Origin of the sequence: Ensifer sp. Root142 (assembly GCF_001426785.1) — a bacterium.
Taxonomy (GTDB): domain Bacteria; phylum Pseudomonadota; class Alphaproteobacteria; order Rhizobiales; family Rhizobiaceae; genus Ensifer; species Ensifer canadensis.
Genome location: NZ_LMFK01000001.1, coordinates 388969 through 405302 on the forward strand (window position 1 = coordinate 388969; position 16334 = coordinate 405302).

27 protein-coding genes, 1 tRNA gene and 2 pseudogenes are annotated in these 16334 nt (G+C 60.7%); 8 read left to right on the forward strand and 22 right to left on the reverse strand.

The window, feature by feature from the left end:
* Nucleotides 1–180 precede the first annotated feature (180 nt).
* Nucleotides 181–256 (forward strand) — tRNA-Lys (locus tag ASD52_RS01785).
* Nucleotides 257–345: 89 nt separating this feature from the next.
* On the opposite strand, the gene ASD52_RS01790 is transcribed toward ASD52_RS01785, so the two are convergent.
* The 20 genes and pseudogenes from ASD52_RS01790 to ASD52_RS01880 form a co-directional block, all read right to left on the reverse strand.
* Complete coding sequence (locus tag ASD52_RS01790) at nt 346–1554, reverse strand: tyrosine-type recombinase/integrase (protein ID WP_057222719.1); 1209 nt, start codon at nt 1552–1554, stop codon at nt 346–348.
* Entirely contained in the window at nt 1514–1747 is a 234-nt protein-coding gene (locus ASD52_RS01795; RefSeq protein ID WP_057223334.1) for a hypothetical protein, read from the reverse strand. The genes ASD52_RS01790 and ASD52_RS01795 overlap by 41 nt, the downstream gene beginning before the upstream one ends.
* 47 nt (nt 1748–1794) lie before the next feature.
* Nucleotides 1795–2334: a DUF1643 domain-containing protein gene (locus tag ASD52_RS01800; RefSeq protein WP_057222720.1), complete on the reverse strand. Its 540-nt coding sequence runs from the start codon at nt 2332–2334 to the stop codon at nt 1795–1797.
* On the reverse strand, nt 2331–2645 hold the full coding sequence (locus ASD52_RS38090; RefSeq protein ID WP_156612853.1) for a hypothetical protein: 315 nt from the start codon (nt 2643–2645) through the stop codon (nt 2331–2333). The genes ASD52_RS01800 and ASD52_RS38090 overlap by 4 nt, the downstream gene beginning before the upstream one ends.
* Nucleotides 2646–2742: 97 nt before the next feature.
* A pseudogene (locus ASD52_RS01805) lies at nt 2743–3141 on the reverse strand (DUF968 domain-containing protein); the annotation flags it as partial.
* Nucleotides 3141–3836, reverse strand: coding sequence for a hypothetical protein (locus tag ASD52_RS01810; protein WP_057222721.1), 696 nt, complete (start codon nt 3834–3836; stop codon nt 3141–3143). The pseudogene ASD52_RS01805 and the gene ASD52_RS01810, both read right to left, overlap by 1 nt.
* A complete protein-coding gene (locus ASD52_RS40530; RefSeq protein WP_277996376.1) occupies nt 3829–3963 on the reverse strand; it encodes a hypothetical protein in 135 nt (44 codons plus the stop codon). Before ASD52_RS40530 ends, ASD52_RS01810 begins: the two co-directional genes overlap by 8 nt.
* Complete coding sequence (locus tag ASD52_RS01815; RefSeq protein ID WP_057222722.1) at nt 3963–4157, reverse strand: hypothetical protein; 195 nt, start codon at nt 4155–4157, stop codon at nt 3963–3965. Before ASD52_RS01815 ends, ASD52_RS40530 begins: the two co-directional genes overlap by 1 nt.
* Nucleotides 4154–4549, reverse strand: coding sequence for a hypothetical protein (locus ASD52_RS01820; RefSeq protein ID WP_057222723.1), 396 nt, complete (start codon nt 4547–4549; stop codon nt 4154–4156). The genes ASD52_RS01815 and ASD52_RS01820 overlap by 4 nt, the downstream gene beginning before the upstream one ends.
* Nucleotides 4546–4974 (reverse strand): hypothetical protein, encoded by a 429-nt coding sequence (locus tag ASD52_RS01825; protein WP_057222724.1) that lies wholly within the window; start codon nt 4972–4974, stop codon nt 4546–4548. The genes ASD52_RS01820 and ASD52_RS01825 overlap by 4 nt, the downstream gene beginning before the upstream one ends.
* Nucleotides 4971–5159: a hypothetical protein gene (locus tag ASD52_RS01830; protein WP_057222725.1), complete on the reverse strand. Its 189-nt coding sequence runs from the start codon at nt 5157–5159 to the stop codon at nt 4971–4973. Before ASD52_RS01830 ends, ASD52_RS01825 begins: the two co-directional genes overlap by 4 nt.
* The gene (locus tag ASD52_RS01835; protein ID WP_057222726.1) at nt 5159–5584 is read right to left on the reverse strand and encodes a hypothetical protein; all 426 of its coding nucleotides are present in this window, start codon (nt 5582–5584) and stop codon (nt 5159–5161) included. The genes ASD52_RS01830 and ASD52_RS01835 overlap by 1 nt, the downstream gene beginning before the upstream one ends.
* 2 nt (nt 5585–5586) lie before the next feature.
* On the reverse strand, nt 5587–6549 hold the full coding sequence (locus tag ASD52_RS01840; RefSeq protein ID WP_057222727.1) for a hypothetical protein: 963 nt from the start codon (nt 6547–6549) through the stop codon (nt 5587–5589).
* Between the two features lie 9 nt (nt 6550–6558).
* Entirely contained in the window at nt 6559–6888 is a 330-nt protein-coding gene (locus tag ASD52_RS01845; RefSeq protein WP_057222728.1) for a hypothetical protein, read from the reverse strand.
* Nucleotides 6888–7865, reverse strand: coding sequence for a hypothetical protein (locus tag ASD52_RS01850; RefSeq protein ID WP_057222729.1), 978 nt, complete (start codon nt 7863–7865; stop codon nt 6888–6890). Before ASD52_RS01850 ends, ASD52_RS01845 begins: the two co-directional genes overlap by 1 nt.
* Nucleotide 7866: 1 nt before the next feature.
* Nucleotides 7867–8103, reverse strand: a complete 237-nt coding sequence (locus tag ASD52_RS01855; protein WP_057222730.1) for a hypothetical protein — start codon at nt 8101–8103, stop codon at nt 7867–7869.
* Nucleotides 8103–8354: a hypothetical protein gene (locus ASD52_RS01860; protein ID WP_057222731.1), complete on the reverse strand. Its 252-nt coding sequence runs from the start codon at nt 8352–8354 to the stop codon at nt 8103–8105. Before ASD52_RS01860 ends, ASD52_RS01855 begins: the two co-directional genes overlap by 1 nt.
* Before the next feature lie 41 nt (nt 8355–8395).
* The gene (locus tag ASD52_RS01865; protein ID WP_057222732.1) at nt 8396–9139 is read right to left on the reverse strand and encodes an N-6 DNA methylase; all 744 of its coding nucleotides are present in this window, start codon (nt 9137–9139) and stop codon (nt 8396–8398) included.
* A 17-nt stretch (nt 9140–9156) separates the two neighbouring features.
* Nucleotides 9157–9456 carry a hypothetical protein gene (locus ASD52_RS01870; protein WP_057204938.1) on the reverse strand — a complete coding sequence of 100 codons (300 nt, stop codon included), beginning with the start codon at nt 9454–9456 and terminating at the stop codon, nt 9157–9159.
* A gap of 554 nt (nt 9457–10010) precedes the next feature.
* Nucleotides 10011–10745, reverse strand: coding sequence for a helix-turn-helix domain-containing protein (locus ASD52_RS01880; RefSeq protein ID WP_063991797.1), 735 nt, complete (start codon nt 10743–10745; stop codon nt 10011–10013).
* Nucleotides 10746–10828: 83 nt separating this feature from the next.
* On the opposite strand from ASD52_RS01880, the gene ASD52_RS01885 reads away from it, so the two are divergent.
* From ASD52_RS01885 to ASD52_RS38095, 4 genes and pseudogenes are all read left to right on the forward strand, one after another.
* Entirely contained in the window at nt 10829–11032 is a 204-nt protein-coding gene (locus tag ASD52_RS01885; protein ID WP_057204932.1) for a Cro/CI family transcriptional regulator, read from the forward strand.
* Entirely contained in the window at nt 11029–11274 is a 246-nt protein-coding gene (locus ASD52_RS01890; RefSeq protein ID WP_057222734.1) for a hypothetical protein, read from the forward strand. The genes ASD52_RS01885 and ASD52_RS01890 overlap by 4 nt, the downstream gene beginning before the upstream one ends.
* A gap of 9 nt (nt 11275–11283) precedes the next feature.
* Nucleotides 11284–11529 (forward strand): annotated as a pseudogene (locus ASD52_RS01895) (DUF2312 domain-containing protein); the annotation flags it as partial.
* A 938-nt stretch (nt 11530–12467) separates the two neighbouring features.
* The gene (locus tag ASD52_RS38095; protein WP_156612854.1) at nt 12468–12797 is read left to right on the forward strand and encodes a hypothetical protein; all 330 of its coding nucleotides are present in this window, start codon (nt 12468–12470) and stop codon (nt 12795–12797) included.
* Between the two features lie 229 nt (nt 12798–13026).
* On the opposite strand, the gene ASD52_RS01905 is transcribed toward ASD52_RS38095, so the two are convergent.
* On the reverse strand, nt 13027–13275 hold the full coding sequence (locus ASD52_RS01905; protein ID WP_057222736.1) for a hypothetical protein: 249 nt from the start codon (nt 13273–13275) through the stop codon (nt 13027–13029).
* 48 nt (nt 13276–13323) lie between these two features.
* Between ASD52_RS01905 and ASD52_RS01910 the strand changes: the two genes are divergently transcribed.
* Genes ASD52_RS01910 through ASD52_RS01920 form a run of 3 tightly spaced genes read left to right on the forward strand, consistent with a single transcriptional unit; the run spans nt 13324 to nt 16103 of the window.
* Nucleotides 13324–13728, forward strand: a complete 405-nt coding sequence (locus tag ASD52_RS01910) for a hypothetical protein (RefSeq protein ID WP_057222737.1) — start codon at nt 13324–13326, stop codon at nt 13726–13728.
* 51 nt (nt 13729–13779) lie between these two features.
* Nucleotides 13780–15921: a DNA cytosine methyltransferase gene (locus tag ASD52_RS01915; RefSeq protein ID WP_057222738.1), complete on the forward strand. Its 2142-nt coding sequence runs from the start codon at nt 13780–13782 to the stop codon at nt 15919–15921.
* On the forward strand, nt 15918–16103 hold the full coding sequence (locus tag ASD52_RS01920) for a hypothetical protein (protein ID WP_057222739.1): 186 nt from the start codon (nt 15918–15920) through the stop codon (nt 16101–16103). The genes ASD52_RS01915 and ASD52_RS01920 overlap by 4 nt, the downstream gene beginning before the upstream one ends.
* Before the next feature lie 35 nt (nt 16104–16138).
* On the opposite strand, the gene ASD52_RS39210 is transcribed toward ASD52_RS01920, so the two are convergent.
* Nucleotides 16139–16309, reverse strand: coding sequence for a hypothetical protein (locus ASD52_RS39210; protein ID WP_200953989.1), 171 nt, complete (start codon nt 16307–16309; stop codon nt 16139–16141).
* Between the last annotated feature and the right edge of the window lie 25 nt (nt 16310–16334).

Genomic DNA, 16334 nt, shown 5'->3' on the forward strand with positions numbered 1-16334 from the left:
CTTATGGTGGGTGCATCCAACGCAGTTGGCGAGAAGGGCGGCAGATCCTGTGGAAAAAGCCTGTTTTCCGCCCGTCTGAAATTTTTTCCCAAGAATTTTACAAAGGACGCTAGACAAGCCGAAAGAACGCCTTTATACGCCCCTCCAGACCGCAGCGACAAACACCGAAGCGGTCCGGATGGGTGATTAGCTCAGTTGGTAGAGCAGCTGACTCTTAATCAGCGGGTCCACGGTTCGAGCCCGTGATCACCCACCAAACATCTCTTTGAAAACGCTGATTAAATTCCAATTTTCCTGCTCTGAAAAACGTTGCCAGTTTCCAGGAATTTGGAAACGGTTTCCAATTCACGTTCCGTTCTTGTTCCGGAAAGCAGCCGGCTCAATCTCGCTCCAACGAGCCTCCATAAGCTTCATTGCGTCCTTCGCCAATGACCGCAGCGCGACCTCGCGCCCGTAGTGCTGAACCATCTGCGCCGACATGTTGCAGATCGCCCCGACCTGGTTCTCGGTGCACCCAACTTCCAACAGATTAATAACCGCGTTTTTGCGCAATCCGTGAAAGACGATCCGCTCCTCGCGGAAACGTTTGAACTCGTCCCTCTTCATCAGTTTCTGCCATTCGGTCCGGAAACCGTCGGCTGACTTGTAGGAGAGGGCCCGGGCACCGGCATGGAGCATTACGCTGTCCGACTGCACCCGATCGATCCACTTGCGATAGGCGAAGTGCACCGGGATCCAGACGGTCTTGCCCGTCTTCTGCGCTTTCACTGCAATCGTGTTCTCGCCAGCCTTGGGCTTCGTCATTGCGAGCACGTCGCCTTGGCGCTGCCCCGTGAAGAACGCAGACATGGCGATGATCTGCAGGTGGAAGGGCGCATGCTCAAGCAAGATTTCAAAAGCCCAATTAGGCCACGGCACCCACGGTTCACCACCGGGGATTTTTTCCGTGTGCTCGACCACGTTCGCAGTGCAGTACCCACGGGGGACGCCCCAGGACATCAGGCGCGAAAGGAACGCGCGAAACTGGTTCGCCTTCGCCGGGGTCTCGCCAAGGGCGTCAATGGCCTCCTGAGCATCAACCGTGGTCAATTCAACCGGCAGATCGTAGCCCCATGTTTCGATGATGATGTCGCCTGACGTTTTGTAGCCCCGCCTGGTGGATGCGGCGAGGTCGGTCCAGAACGGGTTCTTCTCGTTCTGAAACGCTTCGACGAGCGCCTTGAAGTCCTTGATGCCTTCACGCCCTCGCTTGATGAAAGCTTCATGCGCTTTCTGAGCTTCCGGCCAAAAGTCTTTGTCTTTGGAATCAGGAAGGCGCTTGCCGTCGAGGAGAAAACCTTTCTCGTCCCGATCCAGTGCTTCGCAGATTGCCAAACGCTCCGAGAATTCCTTCTCCAGCGGCTCAGGGAGCGCGATCGATGGCCACGCAGTCTTGGTGTTCCGGAACCGCGTGTAGAAGGTGTAGACGGTCTCTGCGCCGCCGCGACGGCGCTTTGTGACGCGATGGACATGCTTAGGCAGCGCTACCGTCCCGCTTTTCCCTGATCTTTTCACGGAACTTTGCTCCCAATCCAGATGATGCGGTCACCGTGCCAAGGTTCATGGCCTTGTCCAGATCCTCGCGATACCAAAACTTTCTCCGAGTGCTGTCAACGATGCGCGGCTTCGGATAGGTGGTGCCCACGCGTTCGAGGAAGTCCTCGACATGCCTTTCACCGCAGTACCCAGCGGCGAGGTCTGCCGTCATGCGTGGCGGCCAACTCCCGGCAGGGATGATCGATGCGCGGCGAGCAGTCATGGCTGCTCCCCTTGCGCTGCGACGGCTGGCGGAGCGCTCCATGGAACAAGCGGGGTGGCGTAGGCCAGCATGAGGGGGTGACGTGGCTGACCGTCGAGTGCGGTGCCCCAACACATCGGTTTGGCACCGGCCTCAGCCAGGACATCGACGACAGAACGCCACCTTGTGCGCAGCGCCTTCGGAAGCTTGGATGCAGGGCCCCAGGCGACGATATGGATGTCTGCATCCATGATGGCTTTGGCGATGTGGGCGTCATTTTCCGGGCCGATTGGATCGACAGCGGAGGCGAGCGCCTTAACATCTTTGTTGACGAGCGCGCACAGATTCCAGATCGAAACCTTGCTGGCGCCGAGACGCATGGCGAAGCCGTCCACTTTGGTCATGGTCTGGTCGTTCTTCTCTCCGTCCGCGTCTGACGGGTTGACCATGCCGAGCGAGATGACTGGACCACTTCCGCCGAAGTCATGCTCAAGCAGATAGCGATACAGGCCGCACTCAGAGAAGATCACACGCCGGGTCATGAGAAGATTGCTCATTCTGATCCCTCCGCATCAACTGTGTTCGTGTTGGGCTGGGGAGCGGCGCTCTTGCTCGTGTTTTCATGGCACGATTTCGATAACTTGGCACTTTCATGAAAGTTTGGATGATCGGTTCCGGCTACAGTCTCGGTGCGTCCCTCTTCGTGCAAGAGAGGGAGCCCCTGCTTGGAAACAGGGTGCAAGCTGGCCGTCGTCTCTACATCGGAGGCGGCGGCTTGCGCCATCGCGTTGCCTGCTTCAGCGGAGCGGGAGGAGAGAGCTGCCTCAAGGACATTGGTCGCGACGAGGAGCGCCTCGTCGATGCTCATTGGGAATCCGCTGGTCGATAGGTGCCAATCCTGAATTGCTCGGGTGGCTTCCAGCTTCATTTCGTCGGTGATAGCGGTCATGCCTCGTCCCTCGATCAAGCGCGCCGGCGTCGGCTAGCGTCTGGTTGATGATGGCGGTCGCGAACGCAACGGCGTCGTCGCCGAGGTCGGACCAAATGCCGTGGACGACGAGCGCCAGAAGGTGCGGGTCGATCCCGATCGACGACCAGAACCGCTCCTCGTTCATGCGGTGCTGGCGGCGGTGTTCGGCTTGGTGCAGAGGCAACGCCCAGCGGTCGGAAGCTTTGCTGCCCTTGCCACGGCCATAGTGGCCGTATCGGGGCGAGGCAAACGACAGGTGCGCGGCCTCGACGCCATACCGCCCGGTCACGCAGCAAGGTAGCTCGTGGATGAAGGCGAGATAGTCCTTGCTCTTCGTCGGCTTGCGCTTCGGCGTCGGGGCGGGGCGGATGAAATTTGCGATGCGGGATGCCATTACGCCGCCTCCCTTTCGATCTGGTCGATGTTCTGCTTGATCACCGAGACGGTGTAGGCGACGACCCAGGGGGTCGCTTCCCATGCGCCGAAGCCGTTTATCTTGTTCCAGAGCGAGCGATAGCTTTCGCGCGGGTCCAAGTGGTAGTTGGCTGGCGTCACGCCGTCGGCTTCATAGAAGGCCGTCGTGTAAGGCATCCATCCCGAGTGATGAGGTTCAATGCCCTCGGCGATGGCGTCGGCTTCGCTGATATCCTGCAGCCGTTCGACGCGAACGTCGGTGACCGGAAGTGTTAGGCGGGACGTCCAGCGGGGCATGTGCATTGACCGCTTGGGCTTGGTCCAGTCGCCGTAATCAGGGTTTCCATCCGCCCAATACCAGATATCGCAGCCTACAGGCCATGTTGTCGGTGGGTTCACCTTCGGCTTGAACTCGAATGGTCCGCTGAATTCCTCACGAACCCAAAGGCGATCGCCGCGCTTAATCTTGATGTCGAGCTCGCCAGCATAGTTCCCGTACACACTGCGCCGCTCGAACGAATGATATGGTGCCGCATCAAGTGGGCGGATGGTCTTCCGAATGATGGATATTCCCGGCGCAGGCTGGAACTTTAGACCACGTCGGGTTTGCGTCTTCCGACAGGCGAGAAGGGCGCGCACCATCGCGCCGCTGAAAAGGATCGGATGGTCAACCATTGCGGCTACCTCCAATCACGAGAAGCGCAACGATGGCGACAAGGCCCTTCGTTACGATGCCGAGAAGGATCGCGGTACCGGTGAAGGTCCAGAACGAATAGAAGATGGCGTTGAAAAGATCGGCCATTACAAACCTGCCTTGAGCAGCCGGGTCATTTCCTCTTGCTGCTCGTCGATGAGGGGTTTCGTTTTCCGGTGGGACCGGCGTGCGGCCTTGATGGCTTGGGCGCGGTCACGAAGCTGCGGGTGTGCCCGGTAGAGCCGGCGGTCGATCCGCCAGAGGATCCAGGCATTGATGACGCGGCGGAGGAGCGTGTTCATGCTGCACCGCCTTTCAACGCCCATTCAAGGGCGACGCGGGCGTTGTGGCCGGGAGAGCGTGCCGGCGAGCCGTACTTGCGCTCGGCCAACAGGTCGCAAGCTTCCTGCATCGCCTCGCGCAGCGCTACTATTTCCGCATCCTTAGCCGCGCACTTCTTTTCGAGGTGTTCCTGTGCCAGATCATGGAAGCAGGCATTGGTGAACTCGGGCGCGAGCTCGACCCGAAGAGCGTAGTGCTCGCGATCGTAGGGCTCGTATTTTTCCTTGATCTGGATGCCCCAGCGTTCGAAGTCTTCGAGCGGGAAGGTGCCGGCCAGGTCTTTGATGCCGGTGTATCCCTGGTGCTTCGGGTTTTCGAACAGATCGCGCTTGAGGAGGACGTAAAGGGTCATGCGCCAACCCTCGCCACGGATGCTTCGCGATCGAACTTTCGGAACGTCAAATCGGAGAAGACGTCCGACGCTGAGGAATAGGCCTGCTTCTTTGCGTCTGCCTCGGAGGTCGCTGCATAGATGCAAGTCGCGTCATTCCATTCGACTGAATAGGGCCGCCACGGATCGCCGATAGCCTTGAGGTGGTCGGCAAGAGCCTTCCGGCCAGCGTCGGTCACGCTGTAGAAGGCCATCCGGCCCGTGCAGCCGTCCAAGTGCCAGTGAGGAGAGGCGCCGAACGACGCAGCATCCTTGCCGTCTTTGTCGGTCGCAAAGTGGTCGCGGTAGGTCTCGCCCATCGGATCTACCGGACGGCCGAGCGCATGGTCGATGTGGTCCATCGCCTTGTCTTTGAGATAGCGGTTCACACGCGGATTGCTGGTCATGCGCCATACCTCTTTTCAACGGCTGCGACGTCCTCGCCGGTCAACACTGCGTGCGCGCCCGTCAGAAGGCGGAAAGCCTCGGTGCCAAAGCCAATCTGGTAGTAGAGCTTGTCGTCGCGGCGGGATCGGTTGAGCAGATACGCGATCGCTTCCCCGGCCTTTTGGAGCTTGGTTTCCGTGTCCATCACGCGGCCTCCTGCAGGAACGCCAGCGGGTCGAATCCGACATGATCGGCCAGCAGCTCCATCGCCTGGTTCATGAAGGCGCAGAACTCGTCGTGATCCATCTTGTCGAGAGCGATGCTGTCGGGAACGAGGGTGATTTCGCCGGTGCGCAGATTGATGGTCTGCTCGCGGTAGCCGAGCGTCATCTTGATGTCGCGGTGGAGGTTTTCAGGAGAAGCCCACTTGCCTGTGACCTTGACCACGAGGCCAAGCGCCTTCCAGTAGGTGCGCAACTGCTTGTTCGAGCGCTGCGATACCGGGACGAGCTCGAAAACCTTACCTTGCGGAATCCCGGCCATCTTCTCGGCATCGTCAGCCGTGTGCGCGCGGAGCCCGCGCGGCGTCATCACGGCTTCGATGTGCGGGGGCTTCTCCTTCTTCGCCATGGTCAGCCACCGTTCAAGGGCGCAAGCTGCGCGAGCCGACGATCGCGGATAGCGAAGGCCGTATCGATCATGTCGGCGTGCCCATTGGTTTCGAGCACGGCCGGCGCGTCGAAGTCGTTCCAGATCTCAGCGACGTCGGTTTCGTCCTTGGCGCCGGCGAGGCCGGTCTCGATCTGCTCAAGGAAATCGCCAAGGTCGAATTCAGGTTCGGTCGTCGAGGCGGCTGGTTCGGCCTCGATTGGTGCGGCGGCCTTGGCTGGCGGGGCAGGAGGTGCCGGGGGCTTCGGCGGGATTGCCGGCTTCTCGGGCGTGATATCCCGCATCGTCTCGACTTCGTCGATCTCGCGCACCTCGAACTCGTCGCGAATGCCACCGAGCACGTCGCCGAAGAGTTCGCGCAGGCAGTAGCCGGCGGCGCGCCAGGCAAGCATGCGCTTAGGAAAGCGATACCAAGGCGCATCGTTCGGGACGTCGTTCTTCCAGACCTTTTGACCGTTGTCCCAGACCTGCTTCCGGACCGTGGGGCGATCATCCCAGAGGCGCGCGCGGGTAGCGTCATCCTGGGAGAACTCAACGCGCTTCTCTTCTCCGGTGTCGAGGCGCTTTGCTTCGCAGTAACCGATGAGCTTGCCGTTGATCTCGTCGCAGCCGGTGCGGAGGTACGCGACCTTGCCCGACATGCGGACGACGTTGATCAGGCCATCGCCGTAGAGCGCCGGCTTGCCATTGATGACGGTGAAGCTCCGAAGACTGACCATCGGCTTGAGTCCGAGCTCGGCGCCGGACATGATGGCGACAGCGACAGCGCTCGCGGCGTCGTCACCGGTGAGCTTGCCGACCAGCGCCGCCGGGGCGAGGCCGGAGGCAACGACAGTGCGCGCCATCCGAAAGGTTTCTTCGAACGTCTGAGGAACGATCGCCATGACCTGGCCGCCGCCCGAGAGTGCTGGAACGTGAGCGTTCATTGGTATCTCCTACCGGTCGATGTCATCGAAGATCGATCGATTGCCCTTGTCATCGAGCATCGTGCGGTCTTCCGAGAACATGCGCTGTCCATTGGGGTGTTTGGCCTGCTTCTCTTCGTCGGTTCGCAGGTCTTCGACCGGGCGGAGTGCAGCAACCGAGGCCATTTCGGATGCGGTCTTGATCTCGACGACCTCGACCTTCGCCTCGCCTCGCTTTGTCGGTACATAGATGCGCTGGCCGACCGCGACTGGAAAATCTGCGAAATAGTCGTATGTCTTATCGGCTTTCTCCCAAGCGAACTTGACGGCGACGATCGTGCGGGGTGTTTGGTCGGTCATCAGGCGGCCCTTTGTTCTTCGAAGCGTTGAACGCCATCGAGCTCGACGCCGGCGCGGATCGCGCGATTGGCGAGCGTCTCGACGAGCGCTTTCATTTCGGGGTGGTTGCCCAAGGCCTTCAGAGCCTTGTCGTAGTCGGTGATGAGGGCGGAGACGAACGTCCGGAGAGATACGCGGGCGCCGGTGCGGCCGGCCTGCGTTTTCGTCGACTTCGCGGCTTGTTCCTGCTCGTCGGCCTCGCGCTGCAGGCGCTCTGCTTCGGCCTGCGCGTCAGTGTCGCTTACGTCCGCCTGCGCGGCTAACTCTTCGGCTTCACGGCGCTTCCGTTCGGCTTCGGCGCGCTCGCGCTGCAGGCGCTCGTTTTCAAGGCGCTCCTGCTCCCTGAGGAACGGCGTGACGTGGGCCTTGAGCTTCTTGGCGAGGGTGTCTGGATCGCTCTTCAGGTCGCGCCACTTGTCGTCGACCGCACGGCCACCATCGAGGTGAGGCTGCTTTTCGACCTTGTGCAGGCTCTCGGCTTTGGTTTTGATCGCGGTCAGGCGCTTGGCCCAGATTGCGGCTTTGTCGGCCTGATCCTGCGTCGTGATCGGGGTTTTCATGAAGACGGCCGCCTGCTCGGCCTCCGCCTGATATTCGAGCTTCAACGCTTCGAACGGATCGGAGGGCAGGTTGTGGCCCATGGCAGGTGCCGGCGGCTCGTCATCCCAACCCGCGCCCTCTATTGCGTTCTGGTAGGCCTCATAGCTGACCGGATGCGTGCGGCAGAAATTCCAGGCGTCCGCAGCATCGACCATGCGCTCGCCGCGCATCGCGAGCCAGCCGCCGGCATCGTCAAGCCAGATCGCAACCGGCTCCCACTGTCCACCCTTGAAGCGCGTCCGGTAATAGCCCTGTTCCGGCTGGCCTTCATGCATCGGGCCGAGGTTCCCCGCCAGGGCGTTCTGCCACCAGCTCCAAAGATTGGTTTCTGCGGTCATTTCAAACGCTCCTGTCAGCGATGATGGATTTGTGGACTTCCTCTGTCCGCACCAGCCCAATCGCCATGAAGGCGAGGAGGGCGCACAGCAGGAGAAGGAAATAGGCGGTGGCGTAGGACGCGCGGTTGAACTCGGCGATCGCGTCCAGATCGATGTTGCGTGCCGGCGGAAGCTGGCAGTCGCCACATTCACAGTATCGGGCGGCCGGATCGCAGGCGTAGGAGACGGCCCGTTCCATTAGAGGCGCGCCCCTTCGACACTGGCGAAATCGCGGCGAGCAGCGGAGTTGTGACCCATCGCAATCCGGCGGTTCACGATATCGGTGACAACGGCCTGCTGCTCGTCGTTCAGCTTCATGAACGTGCGATGCGGGTCAGTCTGGAAGTCCAGCCAGCGCTTGTCGGACATCTCGCCGGCAATTTCGATTTCTTCACGCTCGACGCAGCCAATGGCCGCGATGATGGTGCGCATGTTGGAGGAGGTGAGCATTGTTCGTTTCCTCGGTGGAAGAAGGCCGACGCCGAAGGGGATCAGGCGTTGATGGTGACGATGCAGGTGTTGACCGAGGTGCCGGAGGCCTTGAATGCCCCCTCAGGCAAACGCTCGATTGAGCCGCTGCTTTGCTCGACGAGGTCGCGGAATTCCGAACTCAGCTTGTTTTCGCGGAACATCACGCCCGCAGACATGATCGCGATCAGCCGGCCACCGGGCTTAAGGAACCGCAGTGCGTGGAGCACGTGCCGAATGTCGTCCTGCTTGGCGAAGGGAGGGTTCATAACGACGCGGTCGAAGCGCGGTTCAGCGGCTTCTCTCAGGAAGTCAGTTACCTTGATGGTAGCCTTGGGCAGGACCGCGTGAGCTTTCCCTGCGCGTGCGACATCGATTTCAAACCCGGTGATGACGGCGCCTTGGCGCTCGGCTGCAAAGGCAATGTTGCCGAGCCCGATGTTTGGTTCAAGAACCTGCATCCCTGCTTCGATGCGGGCGATGATGGCAACGTTCGTTGCGAGGTCCATCGGGGTGTCAAATTGCCCAAAATCCTGCTTCGTGCGGCTGTACTCGCCGGTCAGGATGATGGGTTCCAAGGCGTCTGCAGCGTCGCCGTTAAACACGTGCGCCTTCGCGCTGCGGTTCCATTTGCCGCCAGCCGCTTCGAGAACCTTGTTTGTCTCGGTGTAGAGCTTGCGGTCCAGTGCGCCGGTCAAGAAGACCTTCGCGCCTTCAAGGGTCGCTGCGTCCAATACTTTCAATACGTCTTCGCTGATTTGCGGCATGGTAAATCCTTCGGTGATTAGGCCGACAGCCTGTTGATCTCTGCTTCCAAAGCCGCACGCTCTGCCGCGATCGGCATGCGGAACGGCCGGTAATTCAGGTTCTCGATTTCCTGACGAAGGCGGGTCACGCGCTCGACGTTCGCAGCCGGAACAACCGGAGCCGAACGCTTCGCCGCGCGCTTCATTGCCTGCCACGTCAGACGCAGGCATTCGCCAAAGGTGCAATTCTCGTAGGGGGTGAAGCGCTTTGCGTTCTCGGCGAGCGCAAGCCGGTACTGAACCCAGGCTTCCTTCATCACTGCCGATTTGCTGATCATCGCTTCGTCCTCTCGTCAGCGTCTTGCTGATGTAAGGAATGTAAGCGCAACTTACCTTACTCGTCAATATCGAATGTAGGTAAGCCCTACTTTTTCTCGTAAGGTAAGGAGTAAGCAGGGGAAATTCTGACGCGCAGCTCGGTTCTGACGAGGCGGGGAGGGGCGTGCAGATATCTAGGGGCGGGGCCGCGCTCGGCCGCTAGCTCTTGTGGCAAGCAAATTATTTCAGAAAAGCGACTCGACTCTGGGCTGCATTCCTGCTGTTTTTGTGAGAACAAAATAGGAACACAGGAGAAAAGAATGTCGCGTAGTGCTCCCGTAGATCATCCCGACGCCCTTCGTTTGGTCGTCGAGCTCGAAAGCGTTTATGTGGCTTGTGATGATTGTGGGCACTCGCGTGTGCTTCACCTGACGAACCTTCAGAAGGCCGCCGATCTGGGCGTTCATAATTACATGCAGCTCTGCAGGAAGATCCGCTGCAGCGAGTGCCCAAAGATGCCGACAGCGTTCCGCAACTTGACCATCAGGCCTTCATGGCGGGGCGCCGAGCTGCTTCAAAGCATGGCGTGAAATACAACCTTGTGAACGCTGAATACCTTGTCGGCTGGGAACTCCAGCTCGTGGCTCTCGCCTTTGCCAGGATTGTACTGGTAGAGGCGAAGAACGTCGCCAGACCGCGATACGAACCGCTTGAGGTAGCTTGAAACCTCGTCATCGTCGTCATCGCCAAGGATCTGCACGATTACATCGTCGCCCTGGCGCACCTTCGTGTGCGGGTTCACCCACGCGGTTTCGCCCTGGTAGAAACGCGGCTCGCCTGACGTCCCTTCAATCTGGACCGCATAAGCGCCTTCGACGCCTTCCAGCCCGGGAGGGCAGAAGACATGGGCGATATCCTGCCCATTCAGAATGAACCGGCCGTTGGCGCCGGCCGCTATATGGCCGCGAAGCGGAATTCTGACGTCCGCAGGAAAGGCTTGCCATCGAGGCGGAAAGCTCGCGTTCGGCTTTGGCTTCGGCGTTGACGGACGAACCCTCTCCCGAACCATTCTCATTCGGTAAGCCTGTGGTGGCTCTTCAGGCGGGGTTCCCTGCCCAGTCAAGAGCCATTCCGGATCGGCCTCAAGAATTTCCGCAAGTCGAGAGATCTTGTCGCGTTCTGGCGAGGTGGAGTTGTTCTCCCATAGCGTGACGGACACGCGGCTTATGCCGAATGCTTCAGCCAGGCCTTGCTGGGTGATGCTCAACGCTTTGCGCCTTGCGCGGATTCTCTCGCCGATCGTGTCCATTCGCTGTTTGTAATTATCCCCTACGTAAAAAGCACCTACATAGCGCTTGACAAAAAGAGTAAGTGTAGCTTACCTTCACTTACATGATTGAGATCGTCGAAAGAGCAGCAGAGAAGGCGGGGGGCGTAGTTTCGCTCGCACGTGAACTCGGCATCAAGCACACGGCCTTGTACTCCTGGAACCGTGTCCCTGCGGAACGTGTGCTCGACATCGAGCGCATCACTGGCATCTCCCGGCATGAGCAGCGACCGGACGTATTCGGCGGGCAGCCGGAGGCGGTTCGATGAGCCAGCCCATTGCGAAATTTTGGATGGTCTACGGACTGGGGCAGGGCGCTCCGCGATACAAGCACCTGAGCAAGGCCGGCGCCCAGATCGAGGCGGCACGCCTCGCCAGGGCCAACCCTGGTGTCACGTTCGTTGTCCTCGCTGCTGTGGACGCCGTCACGGCCAGCACGCCCGCCGTCTCCCGAGTTGAAATCACCAAGCCGGTACCGCTCACGGATACCGACGACCTTATCCCATTCTGAGGATTGATCATGGCCGACGTTCACATGGTAGCTCGCGACCAGCTCCGCTCTTTCATCGAGCGTATCGAGCGGCTTGAAGCCGAGAAGCAGACAATCGCCGACGACATCAAGGATGTCTATGGCGAAGCCAAAGGCACCGGATTTGATACCAAAATCCTGCGCAAGGTCATTTCGATCCGCAAGATGGACCGGGACGAGCGCGCCGAACAGGAAGCGATCCTCGATACCTACTTGGCAGCACTCGGGATGATTCCGCAGCCCGATCTCTTCGATGACGAGCCTCACGACGCCGAAACCGGTGAACTGAGCCCGAAGCTGGCTCACACCATCGTCACCGGCCTGCAGACCGAGACCGGCCGCGCTGCGCTGGTCGCAGCCGTCGACATCATGATCGAGCAGGAAGAGGCCCAGGCGGACGAAACCCTTTGCGAGTACTGCAATGGCTCTGGCGACGTTCATCGTATCGACGGTGAATGGCTCGGCCGCTGCCATTGCGAAGCTGGTCGCTATGAGAGCGATCCAGCAACCGAGATTGCTTCGGCCTCTCAAGGCGAAGCCGAAGACCACAGCGACCAGCGCGAGACCGACCGCGAGGCGGCGGCAGACGAAGATTGCGCCGGCGCCAACGCAGGAGGAGACGATGTAGAAAGCAGCGCAGAGCGCGCAGGTCCGGTGGACCCCATCAATCTCGAACCCTCTGGCCCGGAGGCTGAACGGGCAACCAATTCGCCGGAAGCGGCAAGCGAGACGCCCAAGCAGGTATACGGAGACAGTGTGGAGGACGCGACGGCGCCACCGAGTCAGTCTGTCGACATTCCTGCCGGCGGGGAAAGTGCTCCGGAGATCGACGGATCGAAAGAGGAATGCCCCGCCGACCCCAATTCGCCTGAAGAGGCACCGAAATTCCTGACGAAAGCCGAGGAGGGCGCGGAGGCCAAGGGCACCGCAACCGTTGATCCGGTGAGTAGGGCCGAAGCGGAGACAGACCGTCAGCGCTCCTCCGAGGCCGGACCGACTGACGGGCGTCGGCAGGGCGGCGTTGAGCCATCGGCTGCGGCTGTGGCCCCTGCATCTTCTTTCCTCACCAAACCGCCGTCTCCGCTGCGCCCAAACTGCCAGCGTCCAGAGAACTGCGGCGGCTATGGCCGAACTCACTGCGGAACGTGCCTGCGGGCGAACGAAAGGGAATTCGCATGATTGGGATGAAGTCGTCATGGTGGGCCCGCGCCTCCAAGGAACAAAAACTCGCCCAGATCGACGGCGGGATCGATTGCGGCATAAGCGCCAAGCACATCGCCATGAATGTCGGCGCCACCGTGAGTGCCATTCATGAGTACGGACGGCGCAACGGTCGGAAGTTCATGGGGAAGAACACCGCAGCCCAGCTGCGCAGAGCAGGGAGTATCGCCGGTATCGGCGCAGCTCGTCGCCTCGGCAAACCGGACTGCGAGATTTCATCGGCCTTTTCCATCTTCGGTGACATGCCTTCTGGGCGGCCAATGTTCGATGAGGTGCTGTCATGACCGCCTGATTTCTTGTCGCCGGCATCAGTGGCCTCGCACTCCTCGGCGTCTTTCTCTGGCGCGAGGTATGCGAGGAGATCGGACGCCTCATCTCGGAGCGCCGTGACGCGCTCGCTGAAAACAAATTCCTGAAAATTACTGACGACGAACTGGCCGAGATCATCCTTTGCGATCTTCGCTCCGGCCTTCGCCCCGTCCTGGATTGATCGCGGCTCCTCCTCCCTCGCGATCAAAGAGAGCCCCAGTCTTCCTCCTCCCGGCTGGGGCTCTCAACTCTCAACCGGATCCGCTTGTTCGCCAGCTTCAAAACCACGGCCTGAACAGCGGAACCCAAGGGAATGGCCGGTGACGACGAGGGATCGTCACCGGCAGTAGAGCCTTCGTATGCGGCGGCGGCTCTACGGAAGGGAATGACTTGGGAGGGACCGGCAGCCGCGCCAACGGCGCCGTCCTCTTCGGAAGTAATGCCTGTGTGCATCACGTGTCTCCATCAACGGGATCAGTGATCGCATAGGAGAACGACAAGGTGTTGGGAACTCACGACAAGCCCTTGGGGTCTCGCCCCAAGGCGAGAATTGTCAACAAGGGCAACGACATGAGTGCGGATGTTTTAGAGGCACGCGATTTGATGAAGGGGGCCTTTCCCCTGGAGCGATACGGCAAGCTCGACAACGTATTTTTCGAAGTCTGCAAGTACGTCAATCGCTTCGTCCAGAAAGAATTCACCCAGCGGCGCGCGCGCTCGATCTGGGAAGGAACCGCGCGACGGATCGACGCCGAGGAAATGGACGCGCTGCGTCTGGCCGAAATCGAGGAGAGCAAGCGTGAACAAAGAGAACTGCGCGCCCGTCTGGTTGCGCTGGATGCGAAGCTTGCCCGCGTCGGTGCGGCTGCGGCTCGCACGCAGGTGGCAGCGGATCGCCGGCCGTAGGCTGGATTGGGCCGAGTATCTAGCGCCGGAACTGAAGGACGAGGGGAAGTGATGCAGAACAGTGTACCTCTTATTGTTGACAGTTTCGCGGGTGGCGGTGGCGCCTCGACGGGCATTGAGATGGCGCTCGGCCGCTCGCCCGACATCGCGATCAACCACAACGCGGACGCGCTGGCGCTGCATGCTGCCAACCATCCGGAAACGCTGCACCTGTCCGAGAACATCTTCAAGGTGGATCCGCTCGACTACGTGGCCGGACAGCATGTGGGCCTGGCTTGGTTTTCGCCAGACTGCAAGCACTTCTCAAAGGCTAAGGGCGGCAAGCCCGTCGAGCGTAACATCCGCGACCTCGCATGGGTGATCGTCCTTTGGGCCGAGCGCGCAAAGCCCGACGTCATCATCATGGAGAACGTCGAGGAGTGGAAGGAGTGGGGCCCGCTCGTCGAAACCGACAAGGGCTTGATGCCTTGCCCTGACAGCCGTGGCCAGACCTTCCAGAAATGGTGCAAGGCCATGAAGCGCGCCGGCTACAAACTGCAGCATCGTGAGTTGCGGGCTTGCGACTACGGCGCGCCGACCATCCGCAAGCGCCTCTTTGTCATCGCACGTCGCGACGGGCAGCCGATTGTCTGGCCGGAGCCGACACACGGCGCGCCGGCCGATCTGGACGTTCTCGCCGGAAAGAAACTGCCTTGGCGCACAGCCGCCGAAATTATTGACTGGTCGCTTCCTTGCCCATCGATCTTCGACACTTCGAGCGAGATCATGAGCAAGTTCGGTCTGCGCGCGATCCGTCCGCTCGCCGATGCCACCATGGCCCGTGTGGCGCGAGGCACGAAGCGATATGTGCTGGACGCTGCGCGCCCTTTTCTGGTTCAGACAGGTTACGGCGAGCGCAAGGGACAGGATCCGCGATGCCTGGATAGTGAAACGCCGCTTGGCACGGTCGTGGCCGGTGGCGTTAAGCATGCCGTCGTTTCGCCGTCGCTGACCCGGTTCAATACCGGCGCGACCGGCAGCGCCATGGACGAGCCAGTCTCGACGATCACCGCCAACAGCTACATCAAGAAGCCTGGTGGCGCTGCGCCGCTCGGCATCATTGCCCCGCATTTGTCTGCTTTCTACGGTCCCGGAGCCGGAGGCCAAGACAGATCGGCTAGCGCGGAAGAACCGGTGCGCGTGGTCACCACCGAGAACCGACATGCTGTCATCGCGCCTGTGCTGACCTATGCCCAGCAGGGTGGCGCTAACCGCTCAATCGACGAACCGCACCACACCATCACGGCCAGCAAGAAGGAACAGAACTCGGTCATCGTGCCCAGCCTCATGAGCATGAAGGGCAGCGACCGCCGGGACAGGCCGGCTGATGCGCCACATCCGACGGTGCTCGCAGGCGGTGGCCATTCTGCGGTCATCGTGCCGACCATTGTTGGGTGTGGCGGCCGGGCCGGTCAAAGCCGCCCTCGCGCTGGTGACGAGCCCATGGCCACAGTCACGGCCAAGGCTGATGCTTGCGTCTCCGCAGTGTTCGTTGCCCAGCACAACAACGACAGCCGCCGCATCGGTGGCGTTAACCCGGGCCGCGAAGCTTCAGAGCCCATGTCCACCGTGACGGCCACCGGTGCGCAGCAAGGCGTCGTTTCTGCCTTCGTTTCTCGCCAGTTTGGTGCCAGCGTCGGTCATGGCGTCGAAGAACCATCGGCAACCGTGACCGCCGGCGTCAACAAGTCGGCCCTCGTTGCCCCGCATCTGCACGCCTATTACGGCTCCGACCAGGACACGCCCGAGAACGAGCCCTTTCACACCATCACGACCAAACCGCGGTTCAGCCACGTCGAGGCTGCGATCAGCGCGCCGCCTTTCACCGAAGATCAGCACGCCCGAGCGCGTGACGTCGCCGACTTCATGCGCTCTTATGGCTTCTGGGATGATCGCGAGTTCGTCACCCTGACCATCGGTGACGCTGAGTTCGTCATCGTCGATATCGGCATGCGCATGCTGACGCCCCGCGAGTTGTATTCGGCTCAGGGTTTCCCGGCCGACTACAAGATCGATGCCGATATCAATGGCCGCCCTTTCCCGAAGAACGTCCAGGTTTCGTGCGTCGGCAACTCCGTGTCTCCGCCAGTCGCTGCGGCGATTGTCTCGGCAAACTGCCAGCACCTCGTCGAGTACCGGGAGGCTGCAGAATGACGGACGTCGACCTCCTCCGCGAAGAGATCAAAGAACTCGAAGCCCAGATCTTCCGCCTCAAGTCCAGCATGAACAAGTCGGACAACGGCGTGAAGCTGCACAAGCTCGCCGTGATCACCCGCCTTCGTGACCGCTGCAATCGGTCTCTGGCTGCCCTCGAACAGCGAGGTGCGGTGTCATGAGTCCGCTCCCTGTTCTTGCGCTTGCTTCGCTGGCGTCACGCCTTGAGCTTCGGTGGCTTGTGGTTCTCATCCGGGCCCGGATCGGGAATCTCGTCCGGAAGGACGTCGGGCTCTCTGTCCGGTGGCTGGGGCACGTCTCGCGGCATATCTGGCGGAAATTCAGGATCCGGGAGCTTCGGAATCGGTTCAGTAGGTTTCTTGCTCATGATGGTCTCCTCTTTCGGAGGCTAA

Coding starts and splice junctions, on each gene's coding strand:
- ASD52_RS01795 (WP_057223334.1), bottom strand. CDS start 1,747: ATGACGGCAGACCTCGCCGCTGGGTACTGCGGTGAAAGGCATGTCGAG.
- ASD52_RS01800 (WP_057222720.1), bottom strand. CDS start 2,334: ATGAGCAATCTTCTCATGACCCGGCGTGTGATCTTCTCTGAGTGCGGC.
- ASD52_RS38090 (WP_156612853.1), bottom strand. CDS start 2,645: ATGAGCATCGACGAGGCGCTCCTCGTCGCGACCAATGTCCTTGAGGCA.
- ASD52_RS01810 (WP_057222721.1), bottom strand. CDS start 3,836: ATGGTTGACCATCCGATCCTTTTCAGCGGCGCGATGGTGCGCGCCCTT.
- ASD52_RS40530 (WP_277996376.1), bottom strand. CDS start 3,963: ATGGCCGATCTTTTCAACGCCATCTTCTATTCGTTCTGGACCTTCACC.
- ASD52_RS01815 (WP_057222722.1), bottom strand. CDS start 4,157: ATGAACACGCTCCTCCGCCGCGTCATCAATGCCTGGATCCTCTGGCGG.
- ASD52_RS01820 (WP_057222723.1), bottom strand. CDS start 4,549: ATGACCCTTTACGTCCTCCTCAAGCGCGATCTGTTCGAAAACCCGAAG.
- ASD52_RS01825 (WP_057222724.1), bottom strand. CDS start 4,974: ATGACCAGCAATCCGCGTGTGAACCGCTATCTCAAAGACAAGGCGATG.
- ASD52_RS01830 (WP_057222725.1), bottom strand. CDS start 5,159: ATGGACACGGAAACCAAGCTCCAAAAGGCCGGGGAAGCGATCGCGTAT.
- ASD52_RS01835 (WP_057222726.1), bottom strand. CDS start 5,584: ATGGCGAAGAAGGAGAAGCCCCCGCACATCGAAGCCGTGATGACGCCG.
- ASD52_RS01840 (WP_057222727.1), bottom strand. CDS start 6,549: ATGAACGCTCACGTTCCAGCACTCTCGGGCGGCGGCCAGGTCATGGCG.
- ASD52_RS01845 (WP_057222728.1), bottom strand. CDS start 6,888: ATGACCGACCAAACACCCCGCACGATCGTCGCCGTCAAGTTCGCTTGG.
- ASD52_RS01850 (WP_057222729.1), bottom strand. CDS start 7,865: ATGACCGCAGAAACCAATCTTTGGAGCTGGTGGCAGAACGCCCTGGCG.
- ASD52_RS01855 (WP_057222730.1), bottom strand. CDS start 8,103: ATGGAACGGGCCGTCTCCTACGCCTGCGATCCGGCCGCCCGATACTGT.
- ASD52_RS01860 (WP_057222731.1), bottom strand. CDS start 8,354: ATGCTCACCTCCTCCAACATGCGCACCATCATCGCGGCCATTGGCTGC.
- ASD52_RS01865 (WP_057222732.1), bottom strand. CDS start 9,139: ATGCCGCAAATCAGCGAAGACGTATTGAAAGTATTGGACGCAGCGACC.
- ASD52_RS01870 (WP_057204938.1), bottom strand. CDS start 9,456: ATGATCAGCAAATCGGCAGTGATGAAGGAAGCCTGGGTTCAGTACCGG.
- ASD52_RS01880 (WP_063991797.1), bottom strand. CDS start 10,745: ATGGACACGATCGGCGAGAGAATCCGCGCAAGGCGCAAAGCGTTGAGC.
- ASD52_RS01885 (WP_057204932.1), top strand. CDS start 10,829: ATGATTGAGATCGTCGAAAGAGCAGCAGAGAAGGCGGGGGGCGTAGTT.
- ASD52_RS01890 (WP_057222734.1), top strand. CDS start 11,029: ATGAGCCAGCCCATTGCGAAATTTTGGATGGTCTACGGACTGGGGCAG.
- ASD52_RS38095 (WP_156612854.1), top strand. CDS start 12,468: ATGATTGGGATGAAGTCGTCATGGTGGGCCCGCGCCTCCAAGGAACAA.
- ASD52_RS01905 (WP_057222736.1), bottom strand. CDS start 13,275: ATGCACACAGGCATTACTTCCGAAGAGGACGGCGCCGTTGGCGCGGCT.
- ASD52_RS01915 (WP_057222738.1), top strand. CDS start 13,780: ATGCAGAACAGTGTACCTCTTATTGTTGACAGTTTCGCGGGTGGCGGT.
- ASD52_RS01920 (WP_057222739.1), top strand. CDS start 15,918: ATGACGGACGTCGACCTCCTCCGCGAAGAGATCAAAGAACTCGAAGCC.
- ASD52_RS39210 (WP_200953989.1), bottom strand. CDS start 16,309: ATGAGCAAGAAACCTACTGAACCGATTCCGAAGCTCCCGGATCCTGAA.